Origin of the sequence: Nioella sediminis, from assembly GCF_001879695.1 — a bacterium.
Taxonomy (GTDB): domain Bacteria; phylum Pseudomonadota; class Alphaproteobacteria; order Rhodobacterales; family Rhodobacteraceae; genus Nioella; species Nioella sediminis.
Genome location: NZ_MNBL01000047.1, coordinates 1 through 19182, shown reverse-complemented (window position 1 = coordinate 19182; position 19182 = coordinate 1). Strand labels below are relative to the sequence as shown.

Genomic DNA, 19182 nt, shown 5'->3' with positions numbered 1-19182 from the left:
CCATGACGGCGATTGAAATCACAAACGCGGTGAAGACCTATCCTGAATTCACGCTCGGCCCAATCAGCATGACGGTGGAGCAGGGAGAATTCTTCGGCATCTTCGGGCCGCCATCGACCGGCAAGACCTCAATCCTCAAGCTGATCCTGGGCCTGTTGCAACCGGATGAAGGGCAAGTAGTGCTATCGGGTCGCGATGGTGCGGGTATGGATGTCGCCGAGCGCGGCATTTCCATGGTGTTCCAGAACCTCGCGCTTTTTCCGCATATGACAGGACGCGAGAACATCATCTTCCCGCTCAGGGAACGCGGCGCATCGGAGCGCGAGATTGCAGAACGGCTGGATTTCGTATCCGAGGTTCTTCATGTCAGTCACATCCTGCACAAGAACCCCGCGCAGATGTCGGGCGGCGAACGCCAGCGGATCGCGCTTGGCCGGGCTTTTGCGGCGGATAGCCGGGCCATGCTTCTGGACGAACCGATTGCCGCGCTCGATGCGCGTCTTCGCGAAGAGATGCGGGTGGAACTGAAGCGGCTGCAACGGGAAAACAACCAGACATTCGTCTATGTCAGTCATGACGAGGAGGAGGTCATGGCGATCTCGGATCGGGTGGCGGTCGTCATCGACGGAAAGATCGCGCAAATCGGCACACCTGACGAGGTCTACAGCCGGCCCGGCTCGCTTGCCGTCGCCAAGGTCATCGGATCACCGCCGATGAATCTTTTCCAAGGGTACTTCGATGAACGCGGTGCGCAGTTCAAAGCCGATATCCTGCCTGAAAGCGTTGCAATCAGCGGCGCGCCCCCAAAGGGCAGAGAAGGTACGCTCGGCGTCAGGCCAGAGGACATCTGGCTTGGCGAGAGCGACGGAAACCCAAGCTTCGAGGTGACGGTTTCCTCAGTCGAACCGCTCGGCAGCTATACCATCATCAACGCGATGCTGGGCGAGCAGATCCTGAAGATCCGCACGCCGGGCCAGGTGATCCTGAAAGAGGGCTGCGCTCAACGCGTCAGCCTGGACTCCCGGCATCTCCACCTGTTCGATGAAACGGGACAGAGGATCTAGCAATCGCGGCAGGGTGCCTGAACGACAAGGGAGTGGGGGAGCAGAAGACGTTACTCTTGCGTCCGTCGCGGTCAAGGCATGGCTTTCAGCTTGCCCCGGCACGGGCGTAAAGATGTTCGGCGGCAAAGGAAAGGTCGTGGCAGAGGAAATTGCTTTGAGCTGATCTGTCCTGTCATGACCGTCCGTCGCAATGATTTGCGGGTCTCCCCATGCCACAGCAGACCCCCGCCAGAAAGTCCGGGCAAACAGAAATCCTTCTGCAAGAGGTGTCGATAGCTGGCCTCCCCATACAGCCGGATTGACCGGACAGCGAGTCGCTGCGCAATGCCCTGCCCCCTAATTCGATTCGGATTCGGCGGAAATTCACCTGGTCGCTTTCAGTGTCGGAAACAGTAGTTTTTTACTGTTTCGAGGCCAGAAACCCATTTGGCCGCAGACATATACCAAAGTATTAAAAAACGCGCCAAACGATATTAAAATTTTCAAACGATCCAAATCTTATACACAAGTACACTTCTACGGGTCGTGCCACCATGCAATCTTAATTGCGTTGGGGGAATTAACTACCACTTAGGGGGTAATACGATGAACAAACTTACTACTTTCATGACGTCCGAAGACGGAGCAACCGCAATCGAATATGGCCTGATCGGGTCGTTGATTGCCGTTGCCATCGTTGGCATCCTGGGCACTGTGGGAACGGATCTGACCACCGCTTTCACAGCCATCAGCACCGCTCTGCAATAATCTTGCGGATCGCCATTCGGGCTTTCGTGAAACAAAAAAATGCGAGGCCACCCATTTTTTGGCGTGGCCTCGCAATCCGGTTGGGGCATTCGGATCAGAAGGTACGTAATCATTTCCCAAAAGGCCCATAATAATGTTTGGCAAGAAGAATTCCAACTCATCAACTTCCGGTTTCGGAATGCCCAATGGGGTATTTCAAGAAACTACACCGTCCGCCAGTGGGTTTGATATCCTCGATTCGAGTGCGGAAGACGATGCAAGTCTCGAACAGGAAGACGCCTATCGCGATCTGCGCCGACTGGTGTTTTCCCGGCTGATCGAAGAACTCGACGCCGCGCGGTTGCTGCGCGGGGGGATTACGCAGGGGCGCGCATTGATTGCCGCCGCGCTGGACGAGATCATCATCAGCGACAAACTGAAGGTATCCGCCGCAGAGGAAGAGCGGCTGCTGAACGAAATCAGCGATGACATGCTCGGCTTCGGGCCGCTGGAACGGTTTCTAACCCAGGGCAACATCACCGAGATCATGGTGAACGGCACCGAGCCGATCTATGTCGAGATCGACGGCGTGCTGCGCAAGACCGATGTCCGGTTCCGGGATACCAACCAGTTGCTGAACGTCTGCCAGAGCATGGTCAGCCTGGTGGGCCGCCGCGTCGATGAGGCCAGCCCGATCTGTGACGCCCGCCTGAAGGATGGATCGCGCGTGAACGTGATCATTCCACCCGTCAGCATCAACGGGCCGTCCCTGACCATCCGGCTGTTTCGGCAGGATGTTCTGACGGTCGATCAGATGGTCAACCGCGGCGTCATTTCCGCGGGCGGGGCCGAATTGCTGCGCATCCTCGCCCGGTGCCGCTGCAACATCCTGATCATTGGCGGAACAGGGTCGGGCAAGACCACGATGCTGAATGCCCTGACCGGATATATCGAGGAACACGAGCGCATCGTCACCTGCGAGGATACCGCCGAGCTGCGCTTGCAGCAGCCGCATGTGGTACGTCTGGAAACCCGTCCGCCGAATGTCGAGGGCAAAGGGCAGATCCCAATGCGGGATCTGGTCAGGAACTGCCTGCGCATGCGGCCAGACCGCATCATCGTGGGCGAGGTCCGGGGACCGGAAGCTTTCGACCTGCTTCAGGCCATGAATACCGGGCATGACGGTTCCATGAGCACATTGCACGCAAACTCCCCCGAAGATGCCATGTCCAGAATGACCGCGCTTGTGACCATGGGGTTCAGCTCGCTTGGGCCTGACATCATTCAGGAAATGTTCCAGCGGTCGATTGACGTCATCATTCACGTGGAGCGCCATCGCGATGGCAGTCGCCGCATCACCCATGTGACCGAAGTGCTCGACGAAGGGCCACAGGAACAGCGCCTGCGCAATCTGATCGTGTTCAGGACCGATGGCGAACAGGTCGGGGACAAGATCGTCGGTCAGCATCGGGCACTTGCGTATCCGGTCGGGGAAATCCTCAGGCGCAGCGAACAATATGGCGAGACCCGAAACCTGATGCGCGCCCTCGCGCGGGACGGGCTGCAAGTTCATGAGGATATGGCCCATGCCGGTTGAACAGGGTCTGACCAGTATTCTCGCGGCGCTGCGGCCCGATCTGGCCTATGTCGCCGGGGTGATCGCGATCTGTGCCCTGGCCCTTTTCATCCTGCATGAACGGATCAACCCCGCGCGGAAATATCGGCGGCGGCTTGACGCACTCGGTGTCCAGCCAGCAGGTGCCGCCGCGGGCAAAGCATCCCAGATGTCGGACGCCGCCGGTCGCCCGCGCGGACCGCAATCCAGATATCGCGAACGGATGCTGCGGATGTCTGCGCTGAAGGATCCGGACTTTCGGCGATATCTGGGCCTCGGCATCATCGTCTTTCCCCTTGTCACCCTCACGATGCTGTTCGTAGGCGGCTCGTGGATTGCCGCTTCGATGATCGGGGGTGCGTTCGCATTGGGCGGCGCGTGGCTCTATCGCGGGCAACTTCGGTCCCGGCGCCGGGCTCTCATTGCCGCCGAATTTCCCGCCGCGATCGACACCATGGTACGCAGTCTGCGCTCGGGTCTGACCTTGACGGACACGTTTCGACTGATTGCGGAGGAAGCCTCGCCCGCCATAGCCGCCGAGTTTCGCCGGATCGAGATGGAACGGGAAATCGGCCTTTCGGTTCCGGAAGTCATGACCCGGTTCGCAGAGCGGATGCCGTTGCAGGAAATCAAGTATTTCGTGACCATCGTGAACCTTCAAAGCGTAACCGGTTCGTCCCTTGCAGACACGCTGAACACACTGAGCGAGACGTTGCGCCAACGCCGGATACTGAAAGATAAGATCATCAGCATGACGGCGGATGCACGCTCTTCGGCGCTGATCATCGGCGCCCTGCCCTTCATTGTCATCGCGGCGCTGCTGTTCCTGAACCCCGACTACCTAAGCGTGTTCTACACCACCGTGTCGGGCAAGCTGATCATCTCGGGGGCTGCCATCTACATGTGCCTTGGGTTCTTCATCATGAAGGAAATGGTGAAATTCGATGCCTGATTATGCAACCCTGCAAGAGCTGTTCTTCTCCGATCTGGTTCTGATCGTTCTCGTGCTCGTGACCTATGTCTCGGCCATTCTGATCATCTTCTGGCCCGCCCTGTTTGCGAATACGCTTCATGCGCGCATGAAGGATCTTGCGGGGACACTGCCCTTGACAGATCGGAACGGAACAGGGCCCGCGGCGGCATCGGAGTCCCGCCAGATGACTCCGCCCCTGAAAACCCGCCTGAACCGACGGCTGGCCCGATATGCGGCCAGTTCGTTCGCGAGTCTGAAAAAGGACCTTCACAATGCGGGGCTCCGATCCCCGCGTGCCGCGTCGATCTTCGTCATCGCCAAGGTGACGATACCGTTCATCGCCATGCTGCTGGCATGGGGTTTTCTGAATGCAACGATCATGGCACAGCGCCCGCCGGCGGCCGTCATCCTGGCAAGCCTGCTGTGCGGGGTGGCCGCGATCTGGGCCCCTGATCTGGCCTTGAAGAACCTCAGGATTCGGTACCAGGACAAGATCCGGCGCGACTGGCCCGATGCACTTGACCTGATTTATCTCTGCGTCGATGCCGGTCTTGGACTGGAGGCCGCGTTGTCGAAGGTCGCGCGGGACATTTCCACCAGCGCGCCGGAATTGGCGCAGGAATTCACCTTGACGGTGGCCGAGCTGGCCTTTCTTCAGAACCGCCGCGATGCGCTTGAAAACATGGGGCGCCGGATCAACATTCCCGCTGTGCGCGAGGCCACGCGCGCCATCTCTCAGGCGCAATTCTACGGGATGCCGCTAAGCTCCACCCTGCGCAACCTGTCCGAAGAAAGCCGTCGCCTGCGCATTGCAGCGGCCGAAAAGAAGGCAGCCACCCTGCCCTCGCGGCTGCGGGTGCCGCTGATCCTGTTTCTGATTCCTGTCCTGTTCATCGTAATCCTTGCGCCCGCGGCAATCGACATCCTCGATCTTCAATAGGCTCTGCTCATTCCACCAGAAAGATCACGCTGTTGTTTCCGCCCGATCCCGGACCGCCCCCGGTGCCTGCGTAGAGGCTGGGATCGAAGGCCGAGTCCTCGCACAGGACATCAATGCGCGAATTTCCCTGCATCTGGAACCTCTGCGCCGCGAACAGAAAGCAGCCGTCAATGGACCGACCACCCCCGATTTCGATCTCCGCCTCGGGCAGCAGGATAATCCCCGTCCATTCGCCGGCCTCGAACGTGTATTCCTCGTCATCGCCGTCATTCAGCATCACGACATCCTGAAAGATGGATCCTTCGAAACCGGTCAATCCCCGCAAGCTGGCGTCGGTGCCACTGTGAAAATCGAGCTCGCCACCATCGACAAGGTAGAACATGACCCCCGCCTCACCATTCAGAACCGTGTTGTTCCGGGTGCGCAGCTCTGCATCATCGACGATGTAGATCCCCGGCATCAGGGTGATTTCATCGCTCAGGGTCACGTCACGGTCAAACCGCATCATGGGAATCCCACTAGGATGCCCGACGTCTTCCGGCGTCAGCACCCCGCCCCGAATTGTCCGGTCGCCACGATATCTGGGTACTTCGTCGACGAAGTCGCGCAGGCTGTCCTCTTCGCGCTCGACGATCTGCTGTAGACGCTCGGGAAGATCTCCATTCAGCGGTGCATCCGTCACGATGGACCCGCAGCCAAGGTCGGAAACGCGCTCGGCGTCCCGGTCGTCCACCTCATCGGCCCGGACCGAAAGGCAGGCAGCGCTGATTTCGGCGCTGCCAGAGATATCCAACCCGTCATCATTGCGGGAATGCACTTCGATCGCGCAATCGGGCATGTCGATCACCGACCCGCCGTCCAGTTCCAAGGTGCTGTCATTCCGACTGTCGAGCACCAGCAGGCATGCGGCGGCGGCGTCTCCGACAACGATATCCGCGACGGCCCGTGCCCGGATCGTGACATCGCTGTCGGAAAAGAGCCGGGTGAAATAGCGCGGGTGCTGAACCGAAATCTCGACCGCGACCCCGGTTTGGCTGATGAATTCGACATCGACCACGGCGGTATCACGGGACAAGCCGCTGCCGAATGCGACCTGCTCGGCCCGGTCGACCGCATCCTCTTCATCATCCATCAGCGACAGGTTGACCGCGGCGGAAAACGCGGCCATGTCGGCGGCGTTTTGCGTTTGCCGCTCCAGCATGAGCCATGTTGACACCTCCACCCCGAAGGCAATGCCACCGATCAGGAAGGGCATTACCAAGGCAAACGTCGTGGTCATCGACCCACGTTCATCCTGCACGAACCGCGATTGCCGGAACGCCATATTACCGGCTTTGCGGCGGGGACTTTCGAGACAAGTGGGTTCGCCGCACTGAATCATCGCAGAATCCGCGTGGCGGTCAGGGTGATCGTTTCATCCAGGATCATCGGCACACGCAATTGGTGCGGGTAGCTCAGGACAAGTGTTGTTTCCCCGTTGTTGCTGACCAGCCGCCGGTCCAACGCGGCGCGATCTATGAAGATGGCGACGGCATTCAGCGCCTCGTCCATGGCCGCGTCCATGAAAGCCGTGTCGATGGCCACACTGTCCAGCCGGATCGCCGCCGCCCGCGCGATTTCATCGGCAAGGTAGTCGAGCGTGGTCTTGTTGTAGAACGCCCTGCCGATCTCGAAAATCCCGAAGAAAAGCGGAATGGCAAGCAGGCCGACCAGCGCAAACTCCACTGACACCGCGGCCTTCTCGGACCGGCTGAAGGCCTGAACCGCGATCAGCGGTTTGCGCGGGCCGCGCGTCCTGACGCAGGGATCATCAATCATCGTCCGCGCTCCATGTCAGGGGCACCTCAAGCTCCAGCGCCACCTCGATATCCATCCCGAGACGATCCCCGAGCACGATGCTTCGGAAAGGAAGACCCGCCGCGAATACGAACACGGCAGAAGGCTCACGCCCCCGTCCGCAGGAGTCCCGTCGGTCGACCGATCTTGTCCCGCAACGCCAGTCGATCACCGGCTCGTTGACCAAAAGCTCCGACATTCTGCCCGTGGCGAGCGTGTCTTCCGCCGTCTCAAGGGCGCGTTCGACTTCTGACAGGCTGCCACCGGCCATGGCGGTTTGCGCCCCCACCCGCAGGATATGCTGCATCACCATGCGCTGATTGACCGCGAGGGCCAGATCCGCCGCCGAAAGCAGCATCAGGATCAGCAGTGGTGCAATCAGCGCAAACTCGACAGCACCGGCGCCCCGTTCCGACCTCCAGAATCCGCCTGTCCGCGCTACCACCATTTCCATAGCCTGGACGCCACTTTATCCCAGATGCTGCGATCATCGCCGATGTTCAACTCGCCGTTTACCGCCTTTGCGATCTTGAGAAGGCTGCGGGAAATCTGGGCACCTTCATCGCATTCGAAGACAGACCGCCCAACAGCCTGGGACTTTCTAACCAGCTTGTGGTTGTAGGGCACGTCCATCACCGTGTTCAGGCGCAGGAAGTCCTGAAACTCGGAGGTCTTGATATGTTTTTCCCTGCCGCCGCGCAGCTTGTTGATCACAAGGGTGGGTGCCTCCTTGTCGGGCCTTGCCGCGCGGACCGCGTGCACCAGATGCCCCGCATCGCGAAAGCCGCGCAGTGTGGGTTCGGCGGTGATGACCACGGTATCGACCCGCTGGATGATGGTCCGCATCCTGCGGGACCAGATCGGCGGAAGATCCAGCACCACGTGCTGGCGCAGCGCATTCGGAAGGTTCAGGATGGCGCGAATGGCGTTGATTGGCAGTTCGCTGCGATTGTCCATGCGCGCATCCACCGTCAGCAAACGCAGCCGGTCATGCATCACGGTGGAAATCCGCTCGATCAGGATATCATCCAGCTTGCTGCCCCGCCTGAGGATATCGGTCAGGGAGTAGGTGCTTTTGGCGTTGAAATTCAGGCCGACAGTCCCGAATTGCGGATCGAGATCCACCAGCAGCACATCCGTGGACATGGCGCGCGACATGGTGGCGGCGACGTTCTGCGCGATCATGGACGACCCCGCCCCGCGAGACCCGATGAACGCGGTTATCTTCCCAAGCCGGACATCGGACCAGTCCGCGTAGATTTCCTTGATCGTTTCGATGACCTGCCTGGCTCTGAGCGGCGATACCAGCAGATCGCTGACACCGATCTTCACAACGCTCCGATAGAAATCCGCCGAATAGGTGGATCTTGCGCCAAGAAGAATGACCCGCGTTCCCGCTTCGCAATGGACGCTGAGCGTTTCGAGCTTGCGCAGCAAGACAGCCGGATCATCGCCGCTTTCGACGATCAGAAGATCGGGGGATTTCTCTTCCGTGAAGGCATGGATCGCGGTGTCGAGATCGCCGGTGCGGATCTTCCATCTTGTCCGGTTGAGCGAAATGTCACCCTTGGCGCGGTTGAGTTCCCGGATCGCCTGTTCGGACCTTGCAAAGGCCCCGATCCGAAGCGCGGGCAGAAGCGCGTTTTCGGGGGCCGTGGCCGACCTGATCGTTTCCGGAAAATCTGATGGATCGAGCTGTTTGTTCATCGCATTTCGAAGCTGACGACGCCCCCCCGGTTGACGCGAATGATCGGGCTGTTCACTGGTGCCGGTCCCGCGATTTCATCGGCAGACCTCAGTGCAAGCCGCAACCGCCCGTCCTCTTCCGCGGCCGATACACGGCCGATCTGGTCGGGCGACAGTTCCAGCGTCGCGTTTCTTTCATTCGGCGGTTCGTCCTCCGAAAGCTCTTCCCGCTGGCCGAACTCGGTCATGTCGTCCAGCGCAAGAACCCGGACATTGGCGGCAATGATCATGCTTGCCGCGGTCTCGGAGTCCTGGGGGTAGAACGTGTAGACCACATCGACCCGATCACCGGGCATGATCAGCCCCCCGGCCATGGCCTCCTGGTCGATCAGAACGGAGAAGGCCCGCATCCCCGGCAGCAGCCTGCCAGACAGGCTGCGTTCGGACATGTCGCGCAGGTCTTGCAACAGGATCGGGTCGCCCGCGGCGATGTCGCGCGCGGCGATCCGGCCGATCAATTCATCGACCGACACGGATGCATCGCCGTCGAGGATAAAATCAGGTGACACGGACTCAATGGGCATGCGCACCCATCCGAGATCGGACGCGGACAGTTGATACCCCGATTGAATGGCCCGCGAAGCAACTGCAACACTCACTCTCGCCCGTTCCACTTCGGGTTCCGCGCGCGCAATTTGCAGGTTCTGGTTTGAGGCAATTCCCTCTGCCACAGCGTCATTGTCCAATGCATGGCGCAATGCGGCGCTGCCGCTGGTCAAAAAGATGATGAGGAGAAAAGCTCGTATCATTTCATTCTCTTTTCAGCATTCGCACTTGGGTCTTGCGGCTATCTTTATCTTCAGTAAAACCCTGCTGGCTGAATGCAGCCTGTCGTCAGGGCAGGCATTGTGGTGTCTCCACTGACAAATTCGCTATTTCATTCGAAGAAAATATCTCTGCGGCCACGATTGCCGCAATGGCTGCTTTTGGACCGGAACAATACCATAATTATGTCTCACAGCTCTTTCGTATATAAAAGGCTCTTCCCATGCTCGGCGTACAATTGGAGAATGATCGCAATGCTTCCGCTTCCTCAATAATGCATCAATATGACTTTCATCATTTCGATATCGGAAACAATAAACCCCGGCTCACGGCCATATCGCCATTGACGCCGATAGAGGAACAGACTGTTCCAATCCACGCGCATAGACTGCCCGCCTGACGCATTCAGCCCTTTTGCTGTCCTCAAGGCTTGCGCTTGACAGCACGCCTTCAAACCGGTCTTCCATTGCCGAAACGGTTTCTCGCCGCGCCTTCCCGGTGTCGCGCCACGTACCAAGGCGACCGTCACTCGCGCCATGACAGGACAGACGATATGATCCAGGACACCCCCGCCCTTCTCGACGCAATCCGCGCGCGCTTTGCCCATGTGGACAGCTGTCCCTTTCAGGGCCCGCGCATCTTTTTCGAAAATGCAGGCGGCGCGCTGACCCTCAACTCGGTGGTTCAGACCTCGGCCAAGTTCGCCGCCCTGCCCGATAATCCGGGCCGGATCAACCCCGCCGGTCAAGGTTTGCAGGCGATCATCGACAAGGCCAAGGCCGATCTCGCAGTGTTCATGAACGCGCCGGGGGGACAGTTCTTTGCCGGTGAAAGCGGCACCGAGCTACTGTTCCGCCTGATCCGCACGGCTTGCGTGAATGCGCCCAAGGGGGCCAAGGTCATCGGGTCGTCCATCGAACATCCCGCCAGCCGCAGCGCCGCGCGCCGTTGGGCTGAAATTGCCGGGCTGACATATGTGAACGTCCCCCATGACAACGCAACGGGCCGCACCACGCCCGAGGACTATGCCGCCCGGATGACGCCCGATGTCGCCGTTGCCACGATCCTTCACGGCTCTCCGGTCACTGGCATGGCGATGGATGTGGCGGGGATCTCGGCTGCGATCCGCGCCGTGTCGCCCGACTGCCTGATCATCGTCGATGGCATTCAGCACGCCGCCCATGGTCAGCTCGACCTGGGTGCCTATGATGTCGATGGCTACGCGATCTCGCCCTACAAGGTGTTTTCCCGCCACGGCTATGGCATCGCCTGGATTTCGGACCGGTTCGGCAAAATGCCCCATGACATGCTGATCGACGCTCCTGCAACGGGGTGGGAATTCGGCACCCGCGATGCGGGCAGCTATGCCACCATGTCGGATGTCATCGACTATTTCGACTGGTTGGGCGGCGAGGTGTCGGACGCGACAGACCGGCGTGACCGGATCGAAGCGGCGGGCCGCGCCATTCACGACTACGAAACCCATCTGACCAACGCGATGATCAACGGCACCGGCAATCTGCCCGGACTGCGGGATATGGACCACATCACGATCCTTGCAGGCGCAGACAACCCGGCGCGCGAGGGGCTGGTGTCGATCGTGGTCGCGGGCCATGCGTCCGAGGATGTGGTCGAAGCACTCAACCAGCAGGGCATCCGCACCCATACGCGCAAGGCCGATCACTACAGCGGCAATGTGCTGACCCCTCTGGGCCTGACCGACTGCATCCGCGTGTCGCTGTGCCACTACAATACCGAGGGCGAGGTCGCAGAGCTTCTGGCCGCGCTGAAGGACATGGCGCCCGAGGGCTGAGGGCTGAGGGCTGAGGGCTAGCGTTTCAGCAGATTGTCCACCAAGCCGCCCAGATGCGCAAAGTCATCAAAGGCGGCCGCATGGGGCAGCTTGTTCACGGGCGTCTTGCGATAACCTTCGGTGAACAGCAGGAAGGGCACACCGAGCCGCTCGGCGGTCTCGGCATCCACCTCGCTGTCGCCCACATAGACCATCGGCCCTTGCCCAAGCGCCTCGAACGCAGCCTCCAACGGGGCGGGGTCGGGTTTCTTGACGATCAGGCTGTCGCCGCCAATGACAGCCCCGAACCAACCATCCAGGTCCAGATGCGCCAGAACCGCCAGCGCGGGCTTGATCGGCTTGTTGGTGCAGATCCCCAACCGGTGCCCTGCCGCCTGCAGACCTGACAGTGCCGCTGCCACGCCGGGATAGGGATGGGTGCGCCCCACGGCCCGGTCATAGCGCGCGATAAAGGCGTCATGCATCCGCTCCTGCGCAGCGTCCGGCAGCCCGCGCGCGCAGCGCATCCGCGCCACGAAAACCGCAGCGCCGTTGCCAACGAAACGACGGGCCTCCTCCAGCGTGATCGGCGCGCAGCCTTCCAGGGCCAGCACCTCATTGGCGATGGCGTGAATATCGGGCGCGCTGTCGATGAGCGTGCCGTCGAGGTCGAAGACAATGCGGGCCGAAACGGAAGGCGTGGTCATGCCCCCCGCATCTCAGACGGCGCGGGCGGGGTCAATGGGCGTCAGCCGTCCTGCACGAAGCGATAGGCCCCGTCCATGCGCTCTGCCCGGCCTATGCCACCGCCGGGCAGGTGGAAGCCCACAACCGTCATGTCATCGGCCACGATCCGATCCAGCAGCGTCAGCCGGGTTTCGGCCGCCATGGCCTGATCCTGATCCGACCCCGACAGCAGCCCCGGTGCCTCGAACCCCACGTGATGGTTGCCGATGGCATCTCCCAGGATCATTGCATTGCCCACGGCAAAGGACATGTGCCCCGGCGTATGTCCGGGCGTCAGCACGGCGGTGACACCGGGCAAGACCTCGTTGCCGTCATCGAAGCTTTCGACCATGTCCCCCAGGATCTCCAACCGCCGCGCGGCACCTATGGCAAAGGCCTGGCGTGCCGCGCCGATGCTGTTCACCGTCTCTGGATCGCGCCAATAGGCCAATTCGCCCGCACCCATGTAATGGCGGGCATTGTAGAACATCGCCTCGTCGAAATCATCCAGCGCGCCCCAGAGATGATCGGGATGGGCATGGGTGAACACCACATCCGTGACATCCGCGGGATCGACCCCAAGCGCAAAAAGCGCGTCCGGCAATTCCCCCACCGACGGCTGAAAGGCCAGTCCGGACCCTGCATCGAACAAAACCACCCGCCCCTGCCCGCGCAGCAAGGTCACATTGCAGGGCGGCGTCAGCGGCTCGCCCGGCGCAATCCCGTTGCGCGCAAGGATCGGTGCAACCTCATCGGCCGGCATCGGCCCAAGGATGAAATCCGCCGGCAGCATCAGATTGCCATCGCTCAGCGTGTCGAGCTGCCAATCCCCGATCTGCATGGACGCATGCAGCCAACGCGGCATTGCCATCGCCGCTCCAAGGCCCGCCGCCCCCGCCATCAGCATCCGCCGCGTGATCCCGCTCATTGACCGTTCTCCTGTTCCATCTGGGCTTTAGCCCTTTCATCTTGGCAAAAATACCTCAGGGGGTGCGGGGGAGGATCCCCCGCGGATCGACGCGCAATGCGCGGCGATCCTCCGCTATCCGATCACGCCACGACCCGCGCCAGGGCGCATTGGCTCCAAAGATCGTGCAGCGCCTCCGCCAGCCGGTCGACCTCCGCGTCCGAATGCAGCGGCGAGGGGGTGAAACGCAACCGCTCCTCGCCCTTGGCCACGGTCGGATAGTTGATCGGCTGCACGTAGATCCCGTAGCGGTCCAGCAGGATATCGGACAGCCATTTGCACTTGACCGGATCCTTGACCATGACCGGCACGATATGGCTCGGGTTGGGCTGGTGCGGAATGCCCATGGCATCCAGACGCGCCCTGAGCCGCGCCACCTGTTTTTGCTGCGCCGCCCGCAACCGCGCGCCTTCGAACCCTTTCAGAACCCGGATCGACTCCGTCGCCGCCGCGGCAATCGCGGGCGGCAGGGCGGTGGTGAAGATAAATCCGCTGGCAAAGCTGCGGATGAAATCGACCAGCGGGGCCGACCCGGTGACATAGCCGCCCACCACGCCGAAGGCCTTGCCAAGCGTGCCCTCGATCAACGTGACCCGATCCATCAGCCCTTCACGCTCGGCAATCCCGCCGCCGCGAGGGCCGTAGAGACCAACTGCATGAACCTCGTCGAGATAGGTCATCGCGCCATGCCGCTCGGACACGTCGAGGATCTCGGCAATCGGCGCGATATCGCCATCCATGGAATAGACGCTTTCGAAGGCCACGATCTTGGGCGCATCGGGATCGAGCGCCGACAACCGCCGGTCCAGATCTTCTACATCATTGTGCCGCCAGATCTGTTTGTCGCAACGGGCATGGCGGATGCCTTCGATCATCGAGGCATGGTTCAGGCTGTCGGACAGGATCGTGCAGCCTGGCAGCCGCGAACCGAGCGTCCCCAAGGAAGCCCAGTTCGACACGTAACCGGACGTGAACAGAAGCGCCGCCTCCTTGCCATGCAGGTCGGCCAGTTCGCGCTCCAGCATCACATGGGCGTGGGTGGTGCCCGAAATATTGCGCGTCCCCCCTGCCCCTGCGCCGCAGGCGTCAACGGTCTCGTGCATGGCTTGCAACACGCGCGGGTGCTGGCCCATGCCCAGATAATCATTGCCGCACCACACGGTGACCTCATCGGCCCCCGCCCCGTGGTTCTTCGCCAGAGGAAACGCCCCGCAGCGACGTTCCAGTTCCGCGAAGATGCGGTAGTTCCCGTCGTCCTTCAGGGCGTCAAGCTGCGCCCTGAAGATGCTGTCGTAGCGGTCAGATGTCATTGACCGGCTGCCTCGCGCGCCAGTTCATCCAGCAAGGCCATCACCGGGGCCATCGACTCCTCGGGCATCGCCCGATAACCGATCATCACCTCGCCTTCCATGCTGGCAATGAAGATGCCATAGGGGCAATTGGCGATGTTCATCGGGTCGGCCTCCATCACCTGGCGCGACACGACGGCCGAGCAGAACAGGTAGATATCCGCCTCGTCGAACAGCACCACGTCGCTGCCGGTATCTTCGCGGGTGCGTTCCAGCATCTCGCCCACATGGCTCGTGTAGTCGATCACCAGACCCCGGCCCACGATGGCGCTTTCCACGCCAAAGGCCGCATCCTCGAAACTGCCGTCGAAAGGATAGGTCACGGCCTGCTGCGCCAATGCGCCGGTCGCGGTGGCCGCTACCAGGGCGGCTGCAAGTGCAAACTGTTTCATCGTCTGATCCTTTCGTGGTTCATGAAGTGGCCCCGCAGCACCCTGCCGCGAGGCCGAATGGTTCCATCAGCCGAACATGTCGGAGGTGATGGAGTCATACCAGCCAAGCGACTCGCGGTAGGTTTCCGCCCGCACTTCGTCGCTTTCGCCAAGCTGGCTGACGAAGGTATCGACCGCCTCGATCCGGTCCTCGCCCGCCTGGTAGGTCGCCCCCACCTTGATGCCGTCATCGGTGGTGATCAGCGACCAGCAGGTGTTCGAGAAACGCGCCGGGAACAGGCGGCTGTCGGTCAGCGCATGGCGCACGGCCATCGCGGCCACCTTGGCCTGACTGTTGGCGGCAAAGCCCGATTTCGGCATCGCCCCCTGGCGCGCGGAGTCGCCCAGGACATGAATGTTTTCATCCATCACCGACTGCATGGTGGCGGGCATCACCGTGGCCCAATCGCTTTCGGTCAGGGCCGCGTCTTGCAGGATGCTGCCCGCCTGCATCGCCGGGATGACATTGCAGACATCGACCGCCTCGACCTGCCCGTCGACGACCACTTCCATGCTCTCGGGGCGCACTTCCACGTTGCCGCCGCCGAAATCGGGGCCGATCCGTTCGATCATCCCCGGATAGTGGCGGGCCCATCCGTCTTCGAACAGCGCCTGTTTCGAGAAGCTTTCCTTCGGGTCGAGGATCAGGATCCGCGCCGTCGGGTTGTTCTGGCTGAGGTAATGCGCGACCATCGAGACCCGCTCATAGGGCCCCGGCGGACAGCGATAGGGGTTGGGCGGCGCGACCATGGCGAAGGTGCCGCCCTCGCGCATGTTTTCCAGCTGCGCGCGCAGCAGCTCGGTCTGCGATCCCGCCTTGTATGCATGGGGCATCGCATTCTGCGCGGCGGTGGACCAGCCGGGCACGGCGCCCTCCTTGAAGTCGATGCCGGGGCTGACGATCAGCCGGTCATAGGGCACTGATCCACCACCCGCCAGCGCCACGGTGCGCGCATCACGGTCGATGCCGGTGGCCCAGTCATGGACGACGTTGATGCCGTAATCGGCTGCCAGCGTGCCATAGCTGTGGCCGAGCGATTCAATGGTGCGGAAGCCGCCCAGATAGAGGTTCGAGAAGAAGCAGGTGTAGTAGTGGCGCGTTGGCTCGATCAGGGTGACGTCGATCATGCCGTCGCTGTCATTTGCGATGTAGCGCGCGGCGGTCGCCCCGCCTGCCCCGCCGCCGATCACGACCGCGCGCGGTCTGGCCTGGCCAAGTACGGCCGGGGCCGCGAGTGTTCCGGCCAGTGCGGCCGTGGTTCCGAGGAATGTACGTCTGTTGATCATGATACCGGAGCCTCCCTACTCCACTTTTGTCTGCCCGCTCCTCCAAGCGGGCATTGGCCCTACTCCTCCAGTTCGGCGAAATAGGCCGCCAACGAGGCGATTTCCTCGTCGGTCAATCTGGCGGTCACCGTGGTCATCACCTGATGCTCCCGGTGGCCGTCGCGATAATCGTGCAAGGCGAGGATGAAGGCTTCGGGCTCCAGCCCGGTGATCACCGGAATGCCTTCGTCGCTGCCACTGGCGCTATGGCAGGCCACGCATTCGGACGACAGGTATTCCCCGTATTCCACGTCGCCTTCGATCGTAAAGATTTCGGGCGACAGGCGCCCTAGTTCCGAAGAATGTACCACAGGCGCGTCGCCGGTCAGGTAGGCGATCACATCCATTCGGTCCTGAAGGTCCGGCAGGCCCCGAAAGCTCATGCGGGATCCGGGGATGTAGCCGCGCGGATCCTGCAGGAACCCGTCCAGCGTTTCCACGGTCCAGATCAGGCCGCCTTCGCCTGCTTCGCGGATCGCCGGGGAATAGCGGACGCCCTCCAGCGCACCTGCGGTCCGGCCAAGCACCCCGTAGAGATTGGGGCCGGTGCGGGACGGACCGTCCGGCTCTGCCACATGGCAGGAATTGCATTGTCGAAAGAGGACGGCACCGCGTTCGGCGTCGCCCTCTTGCGCCAGGGCCACAGGGGCCCCGGCGAGGGTTGCGAGGATCGGAAGGAGGACCCTGCGCACCATCTTCTTATTCCACCGACCGGAGGTATTCGATGATGGCGTCGCGATCCGCCTCATCCGCCACCCCGCGGAAGGCCATCCGCGTGCCGCGCATATAGGCGCGCGGGTTTTCGAGGAAGGCATGGAGTTCCTCCGGCGTCCAGACCAACCCCTCTTCGGCAGCCGCCTGCATCGGGTTGGAATACCGGAAGCCTTCGACAAGCCCGGCCGGTGCGCCAACGATCCCGGTCAGGATCGGACCGGTGCGGTTCTGCGCCCCGTCGCCCACCTGGTGGCAGCTGGAACACTGCCGGAACAGGCCCTCACCCGCCTCTGCCAGTTCCATATCGATGGCATTCGGGTCTTCGGCCGCTTCCTCGGTCGCGGCTTCTTCCACGGCCTCTGCGCCACCGGATTCCCGCGCTTCACGGGCCGCCGCATCATCGGGCGTCACGTCGAGGATATTGGCACGCATGGTGATTTCCACGCTTTCCGCGCAGTCAGTCATGCAGACCTCGCGCGGGCCCCAAAGCGGGCTTTCCTCGCGGTCATCCATGTAGAACCCGTCGGCATTCGGCATCACGATATCGCCGAAATTCTCGTTCGACAGGACAAAGTCATCCTCGAGCACGATATCGTTCATGTAGAGCAGGAAGGCCGTGATCGCGTAGACCTCGTCATCACTCAGCGACTGCGCGTCGCCGAAGGGCATGGCGCGGTGCACGTAGTCCCACACTGTCGACAGATACGGCCAGTAGGAGCCGATCGTTTTCAGCGGGTCGTCCGACGCAAGCGAGCCATGCCCGCCTGCAAGCGGCGGCCAGCGGCCCGCGCCTTCAGCGAAATCGCCATGGCAGGACGCGCAAAGCTCCAGGAACACGTCTTCACCGTCCAGAACCGACCCGGAGCCAACCGGCAGGCCAAGCCCGTCGGGGCGAATGTCGATATCCCAGGCGGCGACCTCTTCGGGCAATGCCTCGCGGCCCAGGCCATAGGTCTGTGCGCTTGCGGCCGTCCCAAGGGCCGTCAGCGTGGCGGCGGTCAGGAGAAGCTTAAGCGATTTCGACATTTTCAACGCTCCCGTCGGCTGCCACGGCGTAGGTCTGGATGCCGTTATTGTGGTAGATGGAGTTCTCGCCCCGCACTTCGCGCAGCTCGTCCTTTGTGGGCTGGACATAGCCGGTCGAGTCATGGGCGCGGCTCTGGATGATCATCGGCGAGCCGTCCCATTCGAAATCATAGTAGAAGCGATGCAGCGACTTGTCCCAGCTGGGGCCGTCCATGCGGGCCTCGTGCCAGTTGATGCCGCCATCCAGCGTCACATCCACGCGCGGGATGGTGCCGCGACCGGACCAGGCCAGACCGGTCAGCACCATCTGGCCGGGGCCGTGGCTGATCGGCTTTTGCGGGCTGGGGCTGGTGATGACGGACTTGGCGTCCATTTCCCAGGTGAAGCGCCGCGCGCGGCCATCGGCAAAGAGATCGGTGTATTTCGAGGTCTCTTCCCGGTGGTGCCATGGCTGATCGCCCACTTCCAGGCGGCGCAGCCACTTGACCCACATGTTGCCTTCCCAACCGGGCACGACCAGACGCACCGGATAGCCCTGTTCAGGCCGCAGCGCCTCGCCGTTCATCTTGAACGCGACCATGCAGTCATCGAGCGCCTTCTCCATCGGGATCGAGCGGGTCATGGCCGAGGCATCGGCACCTTCGGCCAGCAGCCATTCGCCCTCTGGTTGCACACCGGCCTCTTCCAGCAGGGTACGCAGGCGGACGCCGGTATACATGACGTTGTGGATCATGCCGTGGGTGTACTGGCAACCATTGAGCTGCGCGCCGCGCCATTCCATGCCCGAATTTGCCGCGCATTCGAGGAAATAGGCGCGGTTTTCACGGGGGAAGCGCATGATGTCTTCCAGTGTGAAGACCAGTTCGCGGTCCACAAGACCGTTGATCATCAGCCGGTACTGGGCCGGGTCAATCTCGGCGATACCGCCATGATGGCGTTCAAAGCACAGCCCATTGGGGGTGATGATCCCGTCCAGCTCGTGGATCGGGGTGAAGTTCACCGAGGAGATCGGATCGGCGGTCAGCCATTCCACGTTGCGGCGCACCACATGCGCCTCGTGTTCCGACGGGTAGCCATAGGGCCGCGCATCGACGCCTTCGCCAAGGTAGCGCGCCCAGGGCTGTACCTCGGTGATGGCCGGATCGGGCGCATCTGCCCGCGCTACGGTTCCCGTGATGGCGGCCGC

20 protein-coding genes are annotated in these 19182 nt (G+C 61.8%); 7 read left to right on the top strand and 13 right to left on the bottom strand.

All coding sequences use genetic code 11. The features are described 5' to 3' along the window. Positions 1-2: 2 nt before the first annotated feature. The 5 genes from BKY26_RS07280 (at position 3) to BKY26_RS07260 (ending at position 5318) form a co-directional block, all read left to right on the top strand. Positions 3-1064: an ABC transporter ATP-binding protein gene (locus BKY26_RS07280; protein WP_071689739.1), complete on the top strand. Its 1062-nt coding sequence runs from the start codon at positions 3-5 to the stop codon at positions 1062-1064. A 585-nt stretch (positions 1065-1649) separates the two neighbouring features. Continuing rightward, complete coding sequence (locus BKY26_RS07275; RefSeq protein WP_071689738.1) at positions 1650-1811, top strand: Flp family type IVb pilin; 162 nt, start codon at positions 1650-1652, stop codon at positions 1809-1811. Between the two features lie 178 nt (positions 1812-1989). After that, positions 1990-3387 (top strand): TadA family conjugal transfer-associated ATPase, encoded by a 1398-nt coding sequence (locus BKY26_RS07270; RefSeq protein WP_071689737.1) that lies wholly within the window; start codon positions 1990-1992, stop codon positions 3385-3387. Next, complete coding sequence (locus tag BKY26_RS07265) at positions 3377-4357, top strand: type II secretion system F family protein (protein WP_071689736.1); 981 nt, start codon at positions 3377-3379, stop codon at positions 4355-4357. The genes BKY26_RS07270 and BKY26_RS07265 overlap by 11 nt, the downstream gene beginning before the upstream one ends. After that, positions 4350-5318, top strand: coding sequence for a type II secretion system F family protein (locus BKY26_RS07260; RefSeq protein ID WP_071689735.1), 969 nt, complete (start codon positions 4350-4352; stop codon positions 5316-5318). The genes BKY26_RS07265 and BKY26_RS07260 overlap by 8 nt, the downstream gene beginning before the upstream one ends. A gap of 7 nt (positions 5319-5325) precedes the next feature. On the opposite strand, the gene BKY26_RS07255 is transcribed toward BKY26_RS07260, so the two are convergent. The 5 genes from BKY26_RS07255 to cpaB form a co-directional block, all read right to left on the bottom strand. After that, complete coding sequence (locus BKY26_RS07255) at positions 5326-6597, bottom strand: pilus assembly protein TadG-related protein (RefSeq protein WP_158514312.1); 1272 nt, start codon at positions 6595-6597, stop codon at positions 5326-5328. 98 nt (positions 6598-6695) lie between these two features. Then, positions 6696-7136, bottom strand: coding sequence for a TadE/TadG family type IV pilus assembly protein (locus tag BKY26_RS07250; protein ID WP_071689733.1), 441 nt, complete (start codon positions 7134-7136; stop codon positions 6696-6698). Continuing rightward, the gene (locus tag BKY26_RS07245; RefSeq protein WP_071689732.1) at positions 7129-7608 is read right to left on the bottom strand and encodes a TadE/TadG family type IV pilus assembly protein; all 480 of its coding nucleotides are present in this window, start codon (positions 7606-7608) and stop codon (positions 7129-7131) included. Before BKY26_RS07245 ends, BKY26_RS07250 begins: the two co-directional genes overlap by 8 nt. Continuing rightward, positions 7593-8861, bottom strand: coding sequence for a CpaE/TadZ family protein (locus tag BKY26_RS07240; RefSeq protein WP_071689731.1), 1269 nt, complete (start codon positions 8859-8861; stop codon positions 7593-7595). Before BKY26_RS07240 ends, BKY26_RS07245 begins: the two co-directional genes overlap by 16 nt. Continuing rightward, positions 8858-9499, bottom strand: coding sequence for a Flp pilus assembly protein CpaB (cpaB, locus tag BKY26_RS07235; RefSeq protein ID WP_245764437.1), 642 nt, complete (start codon positions 9497-9499; stop codon positions 8858-8860). Before cpaB ends, BKY26_RS07240 begins: the two co-directional genes overlap by 4 nt. Here cpaB and BKY26_RS20630 point away from each other — a divergent pair. Next, a complete protein-coding gene (locus tag BKY26_RS20630; RefSeq protein ID WP_245764439.1) occupies positions 9471-9764 on the top strand; it encodes a hypothetical protein in 294 nt (97 codons plus the stop codon). The two genes, cpaB and BKY26_RS20630, sit on opposite strands and share 29 nt — an antisense overlap. Positions 9765-10218: 454 nt before the next feature. Further along, a complete protein-coding gene (locus BKY26_RS07230) occupies positions 10219-11478 on the top strand; it encodes an aminotransferase class V-fold PLP-dependent enzyme (protein WP_071689729.1) in 1260 nt (419 codons plus the stop codon). A 17-nt stretch (positions 11479-11495) separates the two neighbouring features. Here BKY26_RS07230 and gph read toward each other — a convergent pair whose 3' ends face one another. The 8 genes from gph to soxC form a co-directional block, all read right to left on the bottom strand. Further along, the gene (gene gph / locus BKY26_RS07225) at positions 11496-12164 is read right to left on the bottom strand and encodes a phosphoglycolate phosphatase (protein WP_071689728.1); all 669 of its coding nucleotides are present in this window, start codon (positions 12162-12164) and stop codon (positions 11496-11498) included. 41 nt (positions 12165-12205) lie between these two features. Beyond that, positions 12206-13111: an MBL fold metallo-hydrolase gene (locus tag BKY26_RS07220; protein ID WP_083431355.1), complete on the bottom strand. Its 906-nt coding sequence runs from the start codon at positions 13109-13111 to the stop codon at positions 12206-12208. 122 nt (positions 13112-13233) lie between these two features. Continuing rightward, entirely contained in the window at positions 13234-14460 is a 1227-nt protein-coding gene (gene hemA / locus BKY26_RS07215) for a 5-aminolevulinate synthase (protein WP_071689727.1), read from the bottom strand. Beyond that, positions 14457-14891 (bottom strand): DUF302 domain-containing protein, encoded by a 435-nt coding sequence (locus BKY26_RS07210; protein ID WP_071689726.1) that lies wholly within the window; start codon positions 14889-14891, stop codon positions 14457-14459. Before BKY26_RS07210 ends, hemA begins: the two co-directional genes overlap by 4 nt. Before the next feature lie 66 nt (positions 14892-14957). Further along, positions 14958-16220, bottom strand: a complete 1263-nt coding sequence (locus BKY26_RS07205) for an NAD(P)/FAD-dependent oxidoreductase (protein WP_071689725.1) — start codon at positions 16218-16220, stop codon at positions 14958-14960. Positions 16221-16276: 56 nt separating this feature from the next. Further along, positions 16277-16951, bottom strand: coding sequence for a c-type cytochrome (locus BKY26_RS07200; protein WP_071689724.1), 675 nt, complete (start codon positions 16949-16951; stop codon positions 16277-16279). A 4-nt stretch (positions 16952-16955) separates the two neighbouring features. Next, the gene (locus tag BKY26_RS07195; RefSeq protein ID WP_071689723.1) at positions 16956-17996 is read right to left on the bottom strand and encodes a c-type cytochrome; all 1041 of its coding nucleotides are present in this window, start codon (positions 17994-17996) and stop codon (positions 16956-16958) included. Continuing rightward, positions 17980-19182 (bottom strand): sulfite dehydrogenase (gene soxC / locus BKY26_RS07190; RefSeq protein ID WP_071689722.1); only part of this gene is annotated, 1203 nt, incomplete at its 5' end. The genes soxC and BKY26_RS07195, both read right to left, overlap by 17 nt.

What these genes read in the sequence shown, in the direction of transcription:
- BKY26_RS07275 (WP_071689738.1), top strand. Translation starts at nt 1,650, where the DNA reads ATGAACAAACTTACTACTTTCATGACGTCCGAAGACGGAGCAACCGCA.
- BKY26_RS07245 (WP_071689732.1), bottom strand. Translation starts at nt 7,608, where the DNA reads ATGGAAATGGTGGTAGCGCGGACAGGCGGATTCTGGAGGTCGGAACGG.
- BKY26_RS07255 (WP_158514312.1), bottom strand. Translation starts at nt 6,597, where the DNA reads ATGACCACGACGTTTGCCTTGGTAATGCCCTTCCTGATCGGTGGCATT.
- BKY26_RS07265 (WP_071689736.1), top strand. Translation starts at nt 3,377, where the DNA reads ATGCCGGTTGAACAGGGTCTGACCAGTATTCTCGCGGCGCTGCGGCCC.
- BKY26_RS07270 (WP_071689737.1), top strand. Translation starts at nt 1,990, where the DNA reads ATGCCCAATGGGGTATTTCAAGAAACTACACCGTCCGCCAGTGGGTTT.
- BKY26_RS07280 (WP_071689739.1), top strand. Translation starts at nt 3, where the DNA reads ATGACGGCGATTGAAATCACAAACGCGGTGAAGACCTATCCTGAATTC.
- BKY26_RS07250 (WP_071689733.1), bottom strand. Translation starts at nt 7,136, where the DNA reads ATGATTGATGATCCCTGCGTCAGGACGCGCGGCCCGCGCAAACCGCTG.
- BKY26_RS07220 (WP_083431355.1), bottom strand. Translation starts at nt 13,111, where the DNA reads ATGAGCGGGATCACGCGGCGGATGCTGATGGCGGGGGCGGCGGGCCTT.
- BKY26_RS07210 (WP_071689726.1), bottom strand. Translation starts at nt 14,891, where the DNA reads ATGAAACAGTTTGCACTTGCAGCCGCCCTGGTAGCGGCCACCGCGACC.
- BKY26_RS07240 (WP_071689731.1), bottom strand. Translation starts at nt 8,861, where the DNA reads ATGAACAAACAGCTCGATCCATCAGATTTTCCGGAAACGATCAGGTCG.
- BKY26_RS07195 (WP_071689723.1), bottom strand. Translation starts at nt 17,996, where the DNA reads ATGTCGAAATCGCTTAAGCTTCTCCTGACCGCCGCCACGCTGACGGCC.
- BKY26_RS07230 (WP_071689729.1), top strand. Translation starts at nt 10,219, where the DNA reads ATGATCCAGGACACCCCCGCCCTTCTCGACGCAATCCGCGCGCGCTTT.
- BKY26_RS07260 (WP_071689735.1), top strand. Translation starts at nt 4,350, where the DNA reads ATGCCTGATTATGCAACCCTGCAAGAGCTGTTCTTCTCCGATCTGGTT.
- BKY26_RS20630 (WP_245764439.1), top strand. Translation starts at nt 9,471, where the DNA reads ATGGCCCGCGAAGCAACTGCAACACTCACTCTCGCCCGTTCCACTTCG.
- hemA (WP_071689727.1), bottom strand. Translation starts at nt 14,460, where the DNA reads ATGACATCTGACCGCTACGACAGCATCTTCAGGGCGCAGCTTGACGCC.
- BKY26_RS07200 (WP_071689724.1), bottom strand. Translation starts at nt 16,951, where the DNA reads ATGGTGCGCAGGGTCCTCCTTCCGATCCTCGCAACCCTCGCCGGGGCC.
- gph (WP_071689728.1), bottom strand. Translation starts at nt 12,164, where the DNA reads ATGACCACGCCTTCCGTTTCGGCCCGCATTGTCTTCGACCTCGACGGC.